Raw genomic sequence first — 16,694 nt, forward strand, 5'->3', positions numbered from 1 at the left:
GGCGGAGCGTTGACGGCCTGGCACCAGCGTTGGAGCGACCTCGTCGAGGACTGTCTCGTCCGGGTCGGACCTAACCCCTTCGCCGCCTCGGATGAGGGCGGCTCTGGAGTATGGGTCGCCCCTGGCCTCATCGTGACCTGCGCCCACGTGGTGCCCGAGGGAGCCGGCAGCAGGACCGAGGTCGTCTGGCGTGACCGGGTGCTGCGCGGCGCGGTCACCGACCACGTCCCAGCCGAGCGGGGAGACCTCGGCCTGTGGGCGTACCCCGACCTGGCGGTCATCGAGGTGGCCGACCCGCCCGAGCATCCGTGCGTCTGGCTCTCCGAGTCCGCGCCGCACGATGCCGCACCCCTAACGGCATTCGGCCACTCGGCAAAGCTGGGGGAGGGACTGCGCCCTGCCGCCGTGGAGGGCCGGTTCAGCGGATGGCACCTCTTCGGACACGGCCGCAACTGGCAGCTCACGGGAAATGAGATCGCGCCGGGCATGTCGGGCGGACCGGTGCTCGACGCGAGGGACGGTGCGGTCTGCGCCATCGTGACGACGACCGTCGCCGAGGACACCGACCGGGGCGGCTATCTCGCACCGGTCGCGGCGCTACGAGAGCTGCCCGCCGCCCGATGGCGCACGATGATGGCCGCGCACGACCGCTTCCACGCCCGGGACCAGCGCTGGGCGCACCTGCGCCGGCAGCAGGCATGGCAGGGCGACCGTCTCGACCGCCCGTGTGGACCGCAGGAGGAGATGGAGCTGCTGGGACTGCTGGCCGAACTACCCGCCCCTGACCCGGTGACGTTGCAGCGGCTCTTCGCCACCTGCGCGGACGACGGGCGCCCTCCCGTCAAACCGCTACTCGCTCTACGCGACGTCGCAGCGACACTGTGGGACGTCCCGGCGGGAGACCCGGACCGGCTACTGCCTCTGCTGCGAATGGCGCACGAACTCAGCCACCTGCACGACGGCACCGGACCGGGCCGGGAGCTGCGCGACTGGACCACCGTGCTGGCCACCCGGCTGAACCGGCTGGACGTGCTGAGGGCATGGAGAGCCGGGAACCGGGCGGCGGCCGCCGCACCGCGCGGGGTCATCTCACTGCAGATCGTCCCCGGCTACGCCAGGGTCGATCGTTACCGGCTGACGATGACAGTGCACGACGACCCGGTCCGCGAGCCCCGCCGCCTCTATTCCGACGAGGAGCCCCGGCACACCCTCGCCCAGGTTAGAGAGGTAGCCCGGGAGCGCCTCAGGGACGCGCTGTGCTGGCTCGGCGGCGCGGCGTCGATCGAATTCGTCCTCCCCATCACGCTGTTCGACGAGCCCTTCGACGAGTTGGTCCCGACGAAGCCCTACACGAATCTGGGCCGCAAGTACCGGGTGGTGCTCCGCGACTACGACCGGTCCGTCGACCCCGAGGTGCGACACGACTGGCTCCGACGCTGGCAACAACTGATGACGGTGGACGGCGACGTCCGCTGGATCGTTTGCACGGAGGGCCTTACCGCACAGGAATTCTCCGCCGAGCTCGAACAGCGACCCGAGGTCACCGTGGTCGCGCTCACCCGACGCCCAAGTTCCGGAGGCTCCGTCGAAGAACTGCTACGCGTCGCGCTGGACGCCGGGGTGCCGGTCGCGGTGTGGCGACGCGACACCTGCGCGGAACACGACACGGGTGCCGTCGTGGCGGACTGCTCGGGGTGGCAGTTCCGCGAGGCGATCACCGGAAGCCTCACCACCACGGCCGGCCTTCCTGAACGGGTACGACTGCTCCGCAATCGGACGGCGGGCCACCAACCCAGTCAGAGCGATCTCCACTGTCGCGGAACCGTACTGCTCTGGGACGACCCCGGCCGCGCCGAGCCGCTGGCTCCCGTGCTGGAGCCCGAAGACCGCACCGACGAGGAGGCACGCCCTAGATGGTGATTTTCAAGGGAGACGGCGACCCGCACCCGTGGACGTTGCCGGACCCACCTCCGTGGCGGCAGTTCGATGGCGGCCCTCTCGTCACCTACACCACCGAAGACGACGGCGACGGCAGTCGACCCAACGCCGTCGAGCGGGCCGTCACCTACCGGGCTGACGCGCGCGAGGTAGAGCTGGTCAACGTCGCGATCATGCTTCGTCGGCCGTTGCTGGTCACTGGCCGCCCCGGCACGGGCAAGTCCACCCTGGCGTACGCGATCGCCCACGAGCTGGGGCTCGGCCCGGTCCTACGCTGGCCGGTCACCAGCCGCACCACGTTGCAGGACGGCCTGTATCGCTACGACGCTATCGCCCGCCTCCAGGACGCCAACCTCTCCTCGCAACAGCGCCCGGCCGCCGACATCGGTCGATACCTCCAACTGGGACCGCTGGGCACCGCCCTGTTGCCGACCGAGGCGCCACGGGTGCTGCTCATCGACGAGGTCGACAAGAGCGACATGGACCTGCCCAACGACCTGCTCAACGTGCTCGAGGAGGGGGAGTACCGGATCCCCGAACTGGTCCGCATCGCCGACACCGTGGCGGGCGTGGAGGTCGGCGTCGAACAGGCCACCACCCCGGTGCGGGTGGAACGCGGGCTGGTCCGCTGCCATGCGTTCCCCATCGTGATCATGACCAGCAACGGCGAACGGGAGTTCCCACCGGCGTTCCTGCGGCGATGCGTCCGGCTCGACATCGCCGAACCCGACGCCGAAAGGCTCGAGGCGATCGTCCGGGCGCATCTGGGAGACGAGGCGCTGGCGGCGAACGCCGACCTCATCCAGCGCTTCCTCGAACGACGTGCGGTCGGGGAACTGGCCACCGACCAGCTGCTCAACGCCATCTTTCTGACTATGAACGCCGAGCAGACCGGTGTCACCGACCGGTACGGGCTCGCCGAACTTGTCCTTCGACACCTCAACCCGACCGGCTGACCCAGGATGTCTCTCACGGCGCTGATCCGGGCGCTGAGCGAGGCCGGAATCGCGCCGACGGCGCGGGAGCTGGCCGAGGCGGTGTGGCTGGCGCGGCAGGTGCCCCCGCCTCCGCCCCCGTCGGCGCCGGTGTCCACGGTCCCCGCCCCGGTCGGACGGCAGGAGACCCCGGACGGGCCGGCGTCGGCCCCGCACCCCGAGCCGCCGCCGGGCCTCGTCCCCCTCGGAGTGGTCCGGGCGACGGCCACCGGACCACCGACGACCGGACATCCGGTCGCGCTGCCCGCGGCACCCGGCCTCACGGGCCCCCGGGAGCTGCAGAAAGCGCTGCGGCCGTTTCGCCGCCGTGCCGCGTCCCGCCGCCACCAAGTGCTCGACGAGGCGGCCACCGTCGAGGTCATCGCCAGCACCGGCATCTGGTCGGTCGTGCAACGCCCCGCCCGGGAACGATGGCTCGACGTGGCACTCGTTGTCGACGCATCACCCACTATGCAACTGTGGCGTACCGACGTCGCCGAGCTTGAGGAGACGCTGCACCGCACCGGGGCCTTCCGGGACGTCCGTCGGTGGCACCTCACCCTGAACGAGCAGGGCTGTCACGTCGCGGCGAACCCGTCCGCGCCGCCACGCAGCCCTCGGGAGCTCATCGACAGCTCAGGACGGCGGATCGTCCTCGTGGTCACCGACGGCGCGGCGAAGCCGTGGCACGACGGCGCCGCAAGTGCCACCTTGCACGACTGGTTTCGCGCCGGCCCACTCGCCGTGGTGCAGGTGCTGCCCGAGGAGCTGTGGCACCGCACCGGCCTGCCTACGCGGGCCGCCGTGCTGCACACCAGTCGGCCCGGTGCGCCGAACAGTCAGCTGCGCGCCGTCCTGCGACGCCGTCCGCACCACGGGCCGTGCGCGTCGGTCGTACCCGTGCTCGGTGTGGAACCCGCGGCCCTTCTCTCCTGGGCGCAGCTGATCGGGGGCGGGGTCTCCGGACTGGCCCTAGCGGTGGCGGTGGAACCCGCACAACCGGCTGCGGAGCGGGGACTCTTCCATCCCGCCGAGCCGGGCGACGAACTACGCCGTTTCCGGGCCGGCGCCTCCCCGGCCGCCTACCAGCTGGCGGTGTGTCTGTCGGCGGTACCCCTGACGCTGCCGGTGATGCGTCTGGTGCAGCACGTTCTCGTCCCGACCGCTCGGACGTCCGCGCTCGCCGAGATCATGCTCGGCGGGCTGCTCCTCCACACCGGCGCGGAGGAGTACGAGTTCCGGCCAGGTGTCCGTGACCGTCTGCTCCACCAACTGCGGCGCACCGAGGCCGACGCCGTGCTGGCGGCTGTGGGGCGCTACCTCGGGGGGCACGCCGGGCAGGCCGGCCGGACGTTCGCCGGACTCGCCGCCGTCGCGGAAGGCCCCGTCGAGGCGTCCACGGACATCGTCACCGCAGTCCATCCCCTCGCCGCTGCCCGGCTCGGTCTGGCCGATCCGAGGCGCGCCGACCCTACCCCGTCCAGCGGCACCCCGGACGGCAACCGGCGGACTGCTCTGCTGATCGCCACTGACCGATTTGACGATGACAGCCTCCCGAACCTGCGCATGGCGGCGCCGGACCTGACCCGGCTCGCCGGCGTACTGGGCGAGCCGTCCGCCGGTTTCAGCGTCCAGGTGTCGCTGAACGAACCGCTCGGCGGCCTCCGGGCCAGGTTGGAAGCGTTCGTCGCCGACAGTCGACCCGACGAAACGCTGCTGCTCTACCTCGGAAGCCACGGCATCGTCGACCGTTACGGTCGCCTGCAGTTCGGCACTGTGGAGACCCGGCGAGTGCCGGCAGACCCGGCTCACCCTGGGGTCAGGAGAACGGACTACGTATACACGCTGTCGGCTACTTTCCTCGCCAGACTGGTCGCCGAGGCCCCAGCACGCCAAGTGGTCATTCTTGTCGACTGCAGCCACGCCGGCCTCTTCGCCGAGGAGTGCAAGGGCGTATGGGACAAGACGGACGAGCTTCGACGTGAAGTGAGAGGAGCAGGTACGCGCGTGCTCATCGCCTCGACCGGTCCGACCGAGATTGCGATGGAGAACCAGAACGGATCCCTGTTCGTCAGTGCGGCGATCGAAGGGCTGACCGATCCGAAGGGCGACGTCGACGGAGACGGAGCGATCTCAGTCGCCGACCTGTACCAGTACGTGAACCGGCTACTGACAAAACAGCAACAGCAGCCACGTCAGCGGCCGCTGTGGTATGCGACCGGCACGGGACAGATCCTCCTCGCGCGAGCCCCAGCCCTAGGGGGACGGGCCATTGTTCGCAACCGCGACGAGCGGAGGCCCGCAGGCGGCGGAGCCGACCAGCCAGCACCGGTGTTCTACCTCAGCTACGCCCCGGGCATGGGTCGCGAGCGCAGAGACCGCCTTGTGAACGAACAAATCCTACGACTCTTCGATGATCTCTGCATACACGTCAGCGAGCTCATCGGTCCGTTGCACTCCCAGACCGCCGGATTCATGGACACGCCACTCTCGGGCGAGTCACGCTGGACCGACGAAACCCTCGCCGCCCTGGCTACCTGCCAGGTGTTCGTGCCACTGGTCTCGCCTGCTCTGCTGCGTAGTCCTTTCTGCAGAATCGAATGGAACACGTTCGCCCGCCGGCCGCGGGAGCTCCGGACGGCTGGGATGCCCACGACGACCAGCATCCTTCCGGTCCTGTGGGCACCCGTCGAGCCTGTGGAGATTCCCGCTGCGCTACGTCGCACCAGCTGGTTCACCCCGACCAGCCTGCCTGACCCGGAGACGGTGTCGTCATATCAGCAGGACGGCCTCTATAGCCTGCTCAGGCGGCAGGACGCCGCCTACCAGGCAGTCGTGTGGCGTCTCGCCCAACAGGTTGTGAGACTGTACCGGGACGGCTTGACGGTGCCAGCCCTGTCCCTTTCGGCCGAGGGTCTGTACGACGGCCCCTGGGTCGAGCCCGGTTGGCGCGGCGAGGCGGAACGCCCTTTCCCCGGCGATCTGGTCTGACTGCGAGGCTGGGTCAGTCACCAGGTGATGGCCTGCTCGGTAGCAGCGGATGCGATTCTGCAGCAGGTCCGAAGCCTTGTCCGCACGTACTGCCGATTGCGGGGTGACCGCCTTGCGTCCACCCCGCTCTACCCGCGGCATCTCAAACGTTGGCTGTCGTCCGTGACCGGGTGATCGGGTCGAACGCTGAGATAATGTCATGGGCGACCAGAAGACGCCTCATCGCCGTGGTCGAGCCTCCGCTGTCGCCCAATAGAGCGGCACCCGGATCCGCTGCCCTGACTCTGAGTGCGTACTCTCCTCTAGCGGTGCTCTCGGTCTGCCCAGCCGCCGGGCTGATGATCTGGTGGCTAGTGCCAGTGGAGGCGCTCAGGACTTCGCGGGTACCGCCATCGAACGGCTCGGAAGCCACTCTAACGCGACATCTACCGGCGGTTTCTTAAGCTGCGGCACGCTGCTTGTCCCGAAGATCGAAGGACAACCACTATGACAACCGAGGAATCGACCACGCCGGTAGTGGTCATCGACGGCGAGCCCTGGGAGGTCATCGGTCATGCTGGCCGGGCCAAGCTGCTCGTCGTGCTGATCCGGCGTGGCCGACTCTCGACCATCCTCGGCCTCGACCCGGACGTGCTGACCGTCATCGGGCACATCACTTGGACTACTGGCTCTAGCGATCAGGTCGGCGAGGTCAAGGACACCCAAGTCCGCAAAGACAAGACGGAGCGCGGCGTCGGCGTTGCTCTGTGCCGGGCCGCGCGGGAACTGGTCGGCGTCGACGCCTGGACGGGGCTGGCGATCCCAGACAGCGAGGACCAAGTGTGCTCGTTGCAGGATGCCGACGCCATCAGCATGCGGCAACCTGGTCCGATCGTCGATCTAGTTGACGCAAGTGCCGAGGCGGGGGAGGTGCACGTCGTGTTTCACCGCGAGGGCAGCGCGGTCGTTGTGGCGCTTGCGGCCAATAGTCTCGCCTGGATCGGTCACCTAGCCTGGACGATCATCCGGCCAGGCGGGCGCCTCGACGGCCTTGAAGCCGGGCTGACGGTGGGGGAGATCAAGCGCGTCGACACGCGCAAGGAGTTCCGCAAGAGTGGCGTCGCCGACCGGATGTACCGCCGGGTCCGCGAGGTGGCGGCCGGACAAGGCTGGCCTGTCGAGGTCGACCACAACCCGGACCGAACGGCATCGGGTGACCGCTGGGCGATGAAGGTCAGTGGCTGGCGGCCTTCGCTCTCTCGCGGGAGACACATGCCGGACTTCAACGACTTTGTGCGCTAATGGGGGTGCCCAGGCTGCGTGGACCGGCGCATCGACAGTCACTGAGACGGTGTGGGCCGCCGAGCCGGTGAGGGCTCATTTACGTCCTTGCAGCTCAACGACCACCTCAGGCAAGGAATGACAAGCCCACTTCGGCTACTTCCGTTACAAGGGGTTGTCGGTTCGAATCCAGATGACCCGATTCAAGGTCGAGGGCTGGCCCAAACCTCGGGTCAGCCCTCGACGCTGTACTGGACGGGTCCCCGTTAGCGGCCCGGGGGCCCGGGAACCCACACAGTCCGGGTAGGGTGATCGTCAACCGATGGGGATGGCGCCAACAACGCGCAATCCGAGGTGGGCATCGGTTCGTGTCGATCCTCGGACACGACCCATAGGCCCACGGTGTGCGCTGAGATCGGTTTCAGCGTGCACCGTTCGCGCTTCAGGGTGGTATGTCAGCCGCAGGCCGAGCTGGCGGTAGACCTCGGCTTTGTCGGCGGGGTCCGCGTCGCGGAGCGCGGTGACGATGTTCCCAAGGGCCCCGAACAGCGTGGTGATCTCTGCCGGGGTCATCCGGCGTGGTGCGGCGGAGCTCCCGGCGTGCAGCTCGGATTCGGCTCGGGTCCGTTCGGCCTGGGTTTGGGCTAGCCATTTACTGACAATCGACTCACCGAGCGGCGGCATAGGTCGGATCCTTGATCTGGCAGGGATCGGGTTCACGACTGCCTCGGGTGACCGAGGGCTCCTACGCTGAAATTTGTGGAAGATGTCGATGACGCCCGCGAGCTCGTTGAGCAGCGGATGCGCGCCACGGGGTTCGAGGAGGACATCCTCGACAAGGTCTTGGATCTGCTGGAACGCTTCGACACCGATCGGGAGAAGCTGTTCGAGGAGATGCTCTCCAAGCTGGAGCAACCGGGCTATGACGGCCTGACCGACCGGTGGGAGACCAACTGCGAGCAGGCCGAGGCGCTGATGGAGCGCCTCGAATCGGACATCCGGTCGGTGCTGGAGGACAGCCAGGCCAACGCGATGTCCGTCGACGAACGGTGGACCGCGGTCGGCCCGCGTGACTTCCTCGCCGGGGAGCGCAAGATCTGGGCGCAGGTCGCCCGGCTCGACGTCCCCGAGGTCGCCACGCTGATGAGCAAGGTCCTGGAGGCCGACCTCGCGCTCATCAAGAAGTGCGAGGAGGACCTCAAGAACGCGCGCAGCAACGACGCGATCGTCGAGCAGCTGCTCCTCAAGAACTTCGGCTCCATCCAGGACACGGTCAAGAGCCTGCTCGTCAAATACCTCCCGACCTCGGGCGCCCGCCTGATCGTCCTCTTCATGAAGGACCCGTCGTCCAAGGAAGCCGCCAACGAGGCGATCAAGAACTTCGAGAAGCTCACCGCGGAGAACCTCATGGCGGCCAAGCAGAAGCGTGCCGCGAAGCAGACGGTGGTCGACAACATCAAGCTGCTGACCGCGGCCCGCGAACAGCTCGACGAGGACTGGATCGACAAGCTATTCGCCCGCGGCGCCGAGGCGGCGGCGAACTGGCGCGGCATCGGCGCGTCCGGCGACTACCGGGCCACCGACTGGGACTGGATGAAGGAGAACGTCCTCGACCGAGGGCTCGACACGCGGGCCGAGGCGGCCAAGGAGCAGTCCAGCAAGCTCTACGACGAGCTCTTCCCCACGCTCGTGGAGGAGAGCACCAACGCCTTCGCCCAGCTGACCGATGATCCGGGCACGCTGGCGAAGTTCAACGAGGAGCTGGAGAAGGCCTCGGAATCCCTGGAGTCGCTGCTGGCGACCGAGGAGGAATACGTCAAGGACCTGGCCGAGGGACCCTACAAGCAGACGGGCCTCGCCGCGTTCGCACAGGTCAGAGACGCGGTCAAGGTGGGCTTCAAGCTGCTCGCGGACAAGACGGAGGAAGCCGACGACGAGGTGAAGAAGTCATGACCGACCTCTTCGTCGCGGCGGGCGGCCCGGTCGGCGACGGCACCCGGGCCCGACCGTTCCACGACCCGTGGCTCGCGCTGCGGCAGGCTGCGCCCGGCGACCGCATCCACATCGCGGCGGGTACCTATACCGGGCGCGGCGAGCGCTCCTCGTGGGTCGTCGACACCCCCGAGCTGACCCTGCTCGGCGGATACAGCCCCGACTTCGCCCGCCGTACCCCCTGGCAGACACCGACGGTCTTCGCGGCAAAGACCGGCCTGCGCGTCCCGAACGAGCCGAACATGCTCCAGGGCATCGGCGGCCACGACGGCCTCGTCCTGGACGGGCTGTTCTTCGACGGGGCCGGGCGCGACGACTACGACGAGCAGGGCGGCCTGCAGCGCGCCTCCTACGGGGACGGCCCGCTGGTGAGCCTGCGCGGCGAGCGCATCACCGTCCGCGACTGCTGCTTCGCCAACGGCAGCTCCGGCGCCGTCGAGCTCGGCGGCGACTCCGTGGTCTTCGAGAACAACATCGTCGTCAACTGCGTCGGCCTCAGCCTGCTCACCGTCCGCGACGGCGCCCCCGAGACCCCGGCCGCGGTCAGCCGCAACACCTTCGCCTTCGCCCACGACGACTCCGACCCGCCGCGCGGCTCCGGCGCCGACCGGGCCGTCGGCGTACGGGTCAACGGTGCTGCCGCGATCGCCGACAACGTGTTCGTCGGCTGCGGCAACGCGGCCGTCGCCTGCCTGCGCGACGTCGGGCAGATCGCCATCGACCGCAACCTGTTCTTCGCCACGCCGCGCGACATCGTGCGCAGCCGGGTGTCGGGCGCGGAGGCCGAGCTCACCGAGGAGTACGCCGCGGAGCTCGAGGACGTCGGCCTGCGCTCGGCGGCCGGCAACACCGTCGGCGACCCACAGCTGACCGGGCTCCCGGCGGCGTGGCTCGAGGCGTACACGGTGGACGTCGCCGTCACGTACGAGCGCCCGCCGATCGCCGCCCTCAACGCGCTGCGGAAATCGGCCGGCCTCGGCGAGCTGTCGTCCACATCAGACAGTGATGTTCAGCGGCCCGTCATGCGCCGGCTCGCCCCGGCCGAGGTGCTCGCCCTCGCGGTCGGCGCGGCGCCGGGCGCGCACCCCGCCGACCTGGCGGCGCCGGAGCCGTTCACCGAGCTCCCGGCCGGTCCGGCGTACCAGGCCGTCGACTGGGCGCGGCTCTACGAGGCCGACCCGGCGCTCGCCGGAGCCCCGGTGCAGGTGCGGGCCGGGGTCGGCTTCGACCAGAACACGCAGATCCTCCCCGAGCTCGCGGAGACGCACATCGGCGTCGCCGTCTACGAGCCCGGCACCGACAACAGCCCGTGGTGGGCGCTCGCCCCGCGCTACGGCCTCGTCCATCACCAGACTGAGGAGGCCGTACGGTACTCGCGCGGCCTCGACGTCGAGTCCACGTACCTGCTCCGCGGCACGTATCGCCTCACGCCCCCCGGCGGGCGTCAGAGCGCCACCATCGTCCTCGACTCCCTCGCGCCCGTGCTCGACGTCACGGCCCCCGAGCCGCCCCGGCCGGCCGGCCGCGACTGGTTCGTGCGGGCCGGATCCTCCGGCGGGGACGGCAGCCGCGAGGCGCCGTTCCGCGACCCGTTCCAGGCCCTCGAGAAGGCCGCCGAGGGCGACCGCATCCTCGTCGCCGCAGGTGAGTACACGGGCCGCCTGCGGTCGGGCACGTGGCGCATCCCCGTACGCAACCTGACGCTGCTGGGCGGGTGGGACGCCGAGTTCGCCGCGCGCGACCCCTGGCGACACCCCGTGCGCTTCGTGCTCACTCCGGAGACCAAGGCGAAGGGCATCTTCGGCGATCCGGTGCTCACCGGCGAGGACTCGGGGGAGGGCCTCATCCTTGACGGGTTCATGTTCGACGGGGCGACCTACAACGCGTACGCCGACAGCGGCGCCCTCGACGCGGGCCATTCCCAGTCGGCGGCGCTGCTCGACCTGCGCGGCGGCAGCGGCGGCATCACCGTGCGCAACTGCGTCTTCGCCAACGCGGCGTACTGCGCCGTGCAGCTCAGTGCGGCGTACGGGACGTTCGAGAACAACGTGGTCGTCAACACGAGCGGCACCGCCGTCCGTATCCAGGCACCCGGCGCGGGCCCCTGGACCATCCGCGGCAACACGGTCCTGTTCGCCGCCGACCCCACCGGCCGGGCCTCGACCGGGCAGTCCACGACCGGCTGCCTGCTGGACATCTCCGGCCGGGGTGTCATGCGGGTCGAGGCCAACGTGCTCGCCTTCGCCGACAGCATCGCCGTCCGCGCGACCGTGCCCGACCAGAACCTGCTGCTCGACGGGAACGTGCTCGCCGCCAACCTGTACGCCGACCTCCACGACGGCCGCCACGTGCTCGTCGACGCCGAGAACCGCGACCGGGTGTTCCGCGACGCCCCGTTCGGCGCTCAGACCGGAACCCGGTTCGAGCTGCCGGCGGTGCCGGTCGACGCCGCGTACGCCGACCAGGCCGTCGGCCGCCTCTCGGCGCTGGCCGCCGCGATGCCGAAGGACGGGCTCAACGCCGCCGCGGCGGCGCTCGGCGTCTCGATCACGGCGCCGAAGACGGAGGCACCTGTCGAGGCGGCGTCCCCGGAGCCGAAGAAGGAACCGTCAGTGGCCGACCTGCTCGCGGACCTCGGCCGGGCCCGCAAGGCGTTCGAGGCGAAGGACGCGGTCCCGCCGGCCACGGACACTCCGCTGTACTGCCCGGTCTATCCGGTCGAGGCGGCGCTGAGGCTGGCCCTTGACGCCCGGCCAGGCGAGCCCGGCGCCCACGCCCCGCCTTCATGATCGAAGAGCTTGTTCCGGCCACGAGCCGCGGGCGGCGCTTCAGGTGGAGGTGCGTTCCCGCCACGCCCGCAAGCGGTCACGCAGCCAGTGGTAGCTGGCCTTGGGCGTACGGGATCCGGTGCCGTAGTCGACGTGGGCCAGACCGAAGCGGGGCCCGTACCCGCGGGCCCACTCGAAGTTGTCGATGAGCGACCAGTAGAAGTACCCCCGCAGATCGAGCCGGTCGTCAACGGCGGCCGCACGGGCCGCCGCCGCCAGGTGCCCGGCCACGAACGAGATCCGTTCCGGGTCCGGCTCGGGTCCGTCCCGCAGGTCGGCGCAGCCGTTCTCCGTCACGTACACGGCAGGCAGGCCCGGGTAACGGTCCGCGAGCCCGGTCAGGGTGTCGAACAGCCCTTGCGGCTCCACCGGCCAGCCCAGGTCGGTGGTGGGCAACCCGTCCGGCCGTAGCTGCCGGACCCCGATGTCGAACGCGCTGCGCAGCGCCGGGTCGGGCTGCTCGTACGGGGCGTCGGCGACGTGCACCCGGTAGTAGTAGTTGACACCGAGGAAGTCCAGCGGCGTGGAGATCACCGCCAGGTCACCGTCCCGGCGGAACGACAGATCGCTCACCCCGGCGTAGAGCCGCTCGAACCCGGACGGGTACGCGCCGCCCAGCACCGGATCCGTGAACTGCCGGTTGAGCATGAGGTCCTGCCGATCCGCCGCCGCTCGGTCGGCCTCGGTATCGCTGGCCGGCACGGCGGGGGAGAGGTTGAGCGTGATGCCGACGCGCGACCGCGGGCCGGCGGCGGACCGGACTGCGGCGACCGCCCTGCCGTGCCCGAGCAGCAGGTGGTGGGCGGCGGCCAGGGCACCATGTCCTTCGGCGGTGCCGGGCGCGTGCCGGCCCTCCGCGTAGCCGACCATCGACGAGCAGTACGGCTCGTTCAGCGTGATCCAGTCCTGGACCCGGTCACCGAGGACGCCCGCCACCGCGGCGGCGTACTCGGCGAACCACTCGGCGGTGTCCCGTACCCGCCAGCCACCCTCGTCCTCGAGCGCCTGGGGCAGATCCCAGTGGTACAGCGTGACGAACGGCCGGATGCCGTGCCCGCAGAGGGCGTCGACGAGCCGGTCGTAGTAGTCGAGGCCTCGCCGGTTCACCGCGCCCCGCCCGGCCGGCATGACCCGTGGCCAGGCGACCGAGAAACGGTAGGCGTCCACGCCGAGGCCGGCCAGCAGGTCCACGTCCTCCCGCCAGCGGTGGTAGCTGTCACAGGCGACCGAGCCGGAGGTGCCGTCGTCGACGGCACCGGGGCGGCGGCAGAAGGTGTCCCAGATCGACGGCCCGCGGCCGTCCTCGTCGACCGCCCCCTCGATCTGGTACGCCGCGGTGGCCGCGCCCCAGCTGAAGCCGGCCGGCAGGTCCGGCAGGTCCGGCAGCTCGGGCAGGTCCGGCCGGGTTGCGGCCGCGGCGGCGCCTTCGGATGTGGTGGTCATCCCTTCACCGCCCCCTGCATGATGCCGTCGACGAGTTGCCGGCCGAGGAGCATGAAGACGACGAGGATCGGCAGCGTGGCGAGCAGCGTGCCGGTCAGCGTCAGGGTGTAGTCGGTGGTGTAGCCGCTGGCCAGTGCGGAGAGCGCCACCTGCACGGTCGCGTTGTCCTGCAGCACGACCAGCGGCCAGAAGAAGTCGTTCCACGCCTGCATGAAGGTGAACAGCCCGAGCACCGCCGCGGCGGGGCGGGCCGCCGGCAGGACGATGTGCCAGTACAGGCCGAACGTGCTGGACCCGTCGACGCGGCCGGCCTCCAGCAGTTCGTCGGGTACGGCGCGGCCGAGGTACTGGGTCATGAAGAAGACGCCGAACGCGGTTACCAGCCCGGGCACGATCACGGCGGTGAGGCGCCCGGTCCAGCCGAGGTCGGCCATCAGGATGTACAGCGGGATGATGCCGAGCTGGTGCGGCACCATCGAGGTCGCGATGGCCACGACGAGAAGCGCCTTTCGGCCTCGGAACCGCAGTTTGGCGAAGGCGAACCCGGCAAGGGTCGAGAAGAACACCACGGAGACGGTGATCGAGCCGCTGACGATGAAGGAGTTCACCAGGGCTCGGCCGAAGTCGGTCGTGTCGAACACGCGCGCGATGTTGTCGAAGAGGTGCCCGCCGGGCACCAGGGCCGGCGGCACCTTCGTGACGGCGTCGCTGGTCTGCGAGGACACGACGATGGACCAGTAGAGCGGGAAGACCGACCCGGCCACGACCGCCAGCAGGGCGCCGTAGCTCCAGACCGAGCCCTTGCGTGGGTACCCGAAGCTCCGGCGCCGGTGGGACCGGCGTGGCGGCGGCGAGGGTGTGGTGCCGGTCTGAATGGGGTCCGCGAGGGTGGTCACGGCGTTCTCCTCAGTCCTCGTCCTTGGCGATGCGCCGGGTGAGCAGGAAGTTGATGATCGCGAAGATGGCGATGACCAGACAGAGCGTCCAGGCGACCGCCGAGGCGTAGCCGAAGCGGAACTCCCGGAACCCCTGCTCGTACATGAACAGGGCGACGGTCTGGAACTGCCGGTCGGAGCCGCCGGTGGGCGTCTGGGAGCTGGCGAACAGCAGGGGTTCGGCCATGATCTGCAGGCCGCCGATCGTCGAGATCACCGTGGTGAAGATGATCGTCGGCCGCAGCATCGGGACGGTGATCCGCCTGAACTGCTGAGCCTGCGACGCGCCGTCGAGGTCGGCGGCCTCGTACAGGTGGTGCGGAATCGCCTGCATCGAGGCGAGGTAGATGAGGGCGTTGTAGCCGGTCCACCGCCAGGCGACGATGAACGAGATGGCCAGGTGGGAGCTCCAGGTGTTGGCCTGCCAGTCGATCGGGCCGATGCCGACGAGGCCGAGCGCCCAGTTGACCATGCCGAAGTCGCGGCCGAAAAGCTGGGTGAAGACGATCGTCACCGCCACGATCGAGGTGACGTTGGGCAGCAGCACGCCCATCCGTAGCGCGGTGCGGGCCCGCAGCCGGTGGTTGAGCAGGTGGGCGATCCAGAGCGCGGCGAGCAGTTGCGGCACGGTGGACAGCACCCAGATGCTGAGTGTGTTGCCCAGGGCGTTCCAGAAGTACGCGTCCTGCAGCATCTCGCGGTAGTTCGCGAGGCCGACCCAGCGGTGCGACCCGGAGTCGAGCAGGTCCCAGTCATTGAACGAGACGTACGCCGTGTACAGCAGCGGGAACAGCCCGAACGCGCCGAACAGCAGGAAGAACGGCAGGATGTAGAGGTAGGGCGAGCCCTTGGTGTCGAGCCGGCTCAGGCCGGCCCGCCGGGCCTGGTGGAGGTAGGTGGCCATCGTCGATCCTTCGTCGCCGGGCGCCGCCGGCGGTCAGGGGCGACCGCCGGCGGCGCGGGTCGAGTTACTTGGCGAGGCGCTCGACGTCGCTGACCATCTGCTTCCAGGACTCGTCGGAGCTTTGCTTGCCCTGTTCGATGCGGACGAGGGCGTCGCGGATGGTGGTCTGCACATCTCCGGCTCGCGGGCCCTGGTACTGGGGCTTGAGCTGCTTCGCCGCGGTGGTGAAGAGCTGGCCCACCGGTGCGTTGTTGAAGAAGGCGTCCTTGTACTGGGCAATGTCGGGCTTGTCGTACAGAGCCGGGATGGACGGCAGGTTGCCCCGCGCGGTGAACACCTTGGCCTGCTGTTCCGGGGCGGTCAGCCACGCCGCGAGCTTCTTGGCCTCCTCGATGTGCTTGCCCTGCTTGGGAACGGTGAGGTACGAGCCGCCCCAGTTGCCGCCGCCGCCCGGGACGCTCGCCACGTCCCACTTGCCGGCGGCGTGCTTCGCCTGGTCCTTGATCTTGGTCATCATCCAGGCCGGACACGCGATGGTGGCGAACTGGTCCTTCGCGAAGCCGTTGTTCCACTCCTGCGAGCTGCCGATCAGCTTGGCCGACAGGTTGCTCTGGATCGCCTTCACCGTCAGGTCCCAGGCCTTTCGGACATCGGGGCTGGTGCCCACGACGATGGCGTTGTCCTCGTTGTAGTACCCGACCGGGGCCTGGCCGATGATGGCGTTGAACAGTTGGCCTCCGCCATCGAAGAAGGCGCTGCCGGCCGGGGCCTTCGCCGCGTACCGCTTGCCGAACTCGATGTACTGGTCCCAGCCGCTGCCCCAGGCGGCCGACACCTGGTCGCGGTCGAACGGCATGCCGGCCTTCTCGAACAGGTCACGCCGATAGCAGATGGCCAGACCGCCGACGTCGGTGCCGTACCCGACCTGCTTGCCGTCCTTGGCCAGCGACGCCGCCCACTTCCAGTCGAGGTACTCGGACTGGCGGTCCTTGCCCAGGTCGACGAAGAGGTTGCCCCGCTCGCGCATCTGCGCGATGAAGCCCGTGTCGACGCCCTCGATGTCGCCCGCGCCGGAGCCGGTGGCCAGGTGGGTGATCAGGTCGCGATGATGGTCGTTGTAGGCGGCCGTGCGCTCCTGGATCGTGATGTTCGGGTGCGACTTCTGGTACTCGGCGTACAGGTCCTGGTACCCGAAGTTGCCGAACAGGTTGACGTTCAGGGTGATCTTTTCGTTGCCGCCGCCGGAGCCTCCCTCGGTGCCGGTGCCACACGCGGTCAGCAGTACTCCGGCGGCCAGGGTGGCCGCCGCCAGTCGCAACAGTCGGTTTGGGTGCATGCCAGGGAACCCTTTCGTGCGATGTAACCGGTTACCTGAAACCGGTTACATTGTCGGCGAAGCGATGGTGGTGGGGGTGGGTGGAGTTGGATG

The 16,694-nt window shown here is 69.5% G+C and carries 10 protein-coding genes; 6 read left to right on the forward strand and 4 right to left on the reverse strand.

What is annotated here, in order from left to right; translation table 11 throughout:
• Positions 1-9: 9 nt before the first annotated feature.
• The 6 genes from OC439_RS13750 (at position 10) to OC439_RS13775 (ending at position 11,944) form a co-directional block, all read left to right on the forward strand.
• A complete protein-coding gene (locus OC439_RS13750) occupies positions 10-1,920 on the forward strand; it encodes a serine protease (protein WP_262013732.1) in 1,911 nt (636 codons plus the stop codon).
• Complete coding sequence (locus OC439_RS13755; protein WP_262013733.1) at positions 1,914-2,894, forward strand: AAA family ATPase; 981 nt, start codon at positions 1,914-1,916, stop codon at positions 2,892-2,894. Before OC439_RS13750 ends, OC439_RS13755 begins: the two co-directional genes overlap by 7 nt.
• Positions 2,895-2,900: 6 nt before the next feature.
• Positions 2,901-5,903: a TIR-like protein FxsC gene (locus OC439_RS13760; RefSeq protein ID WP_262013734.1), complete on the forward strand. Its 3,003-nt coding sequence runs from the start codon at positions 2,901-2,903 to the stop codon at positions 5,901-5,903.
• A 486-nt stretch (positions 5,904-6,389) separates the two neighbouring features.
• The gene (locus OC439_RS13765) at positions 6,390-7,184 is read left to right on the forward strand and encodes a hypothetical protein (protein WP_262013735.1); all 795 of its coding nucleotides are present in this window, start codon (positions 6,390-6,392) and stop codon (positions 7,182-7,184) included.
• A 738-nt stretch (positions 7,185-7,922) separates the two neighbouring features.
• Positions 7,923-9,116: a hypothetical protein gene (locus OC439_RS13770; protein ID WP_262013736.1), complete on the forward strand. Its 1,194-nt coding sequence runs from the start codon at positions 7,923-7,925 to the stop codon at positions 9,114-9,116.
• Positions 9,113-11,944, forward strand: a complete 2,832-nt coding sequence (locus OC439_RS13775; RefSeq protein ID WP_262013737.1) for a right-handed parallel beta-helix repeat-containing protein — start codon at positions 9,113-9,115, stop codon at positions 11,942-11,944. Before OC439_RS13770 ends, OC439_RS13775 begins: the two co-directional genes overlap by 4 nt.
• Positions 11,945-11,983: 39 nt before the next feature.
• Here OC439_RS13775 and OC439_RS13780 read toward each other — a convergent pair whose 3' ends face one another.
• The 4 genes from OC439_RS13780 to OC439_RS13795 form a co-directional block, all read right to left on the reverse strand.
• On the reverse strand, positions 11,984-13,426 hold the full coding sequence (locus OC439_RS13780; protein ID WP_262013738.1) for a GH1 family beta-glucosidase: 1,443 nt from the start codon (positions 13,424-13,426) through the stop codon (positions 11,984-11,986).
• Positions 13,423-14,322, reverse strand: coding sequence for a carbohydrate ABC transporter permease (locus OC439_RS13785; protein WP_396849429.1), 900 nt, complete (start codon positions 14,320-14,322; stop codon positions 13,423-13,425). The genes OC439_RS13780 and OC439_RS13785 overlap by 4 nt, the downstream gene beginning before the upstream one ends.
• 10 nt (positions 14,323-14,332) lie before the next feature.
• The gene (locus OC439_RS13790) at positions 14,333-15,265 is read right to left on the reverse strand and encodes a carbohydrate ABC transporter permease (protein WP_030500465.1); all 933 of its coding nucleotides are present in this window, start codon (positions 15,263-15,265) and stop codon (positions 14,333-14,335) included.
• A gap of 64 nt (positions 15,266-15,329) precedes the next feature.
• The gene (locus OC439_RS13795) at positions 15,330-16,601 is read right to left on the reverse strand and encodes an extracellular solute-binding protein (RefSeq protein ID WP_073831690.1); all 1,272 of its coding nucleotides are present in this window, start codon (positions 16,599-16,601) and stop codon (positions 15,330-15,332) included.
• Between the last annotated feature and the right edge of the window lie 93 nt (positions 16,602-16,694).

This window comes from Micromonospora sp. Mcm103 (assembly GCF_024519755.1).
Taxonomy (GTDB): Bacteria; Actinomycetota; Actinomycetes; order Mycobacteriales; family Micromonosporaceae; genus Micromonospora; species Micromonospora aurantiaca.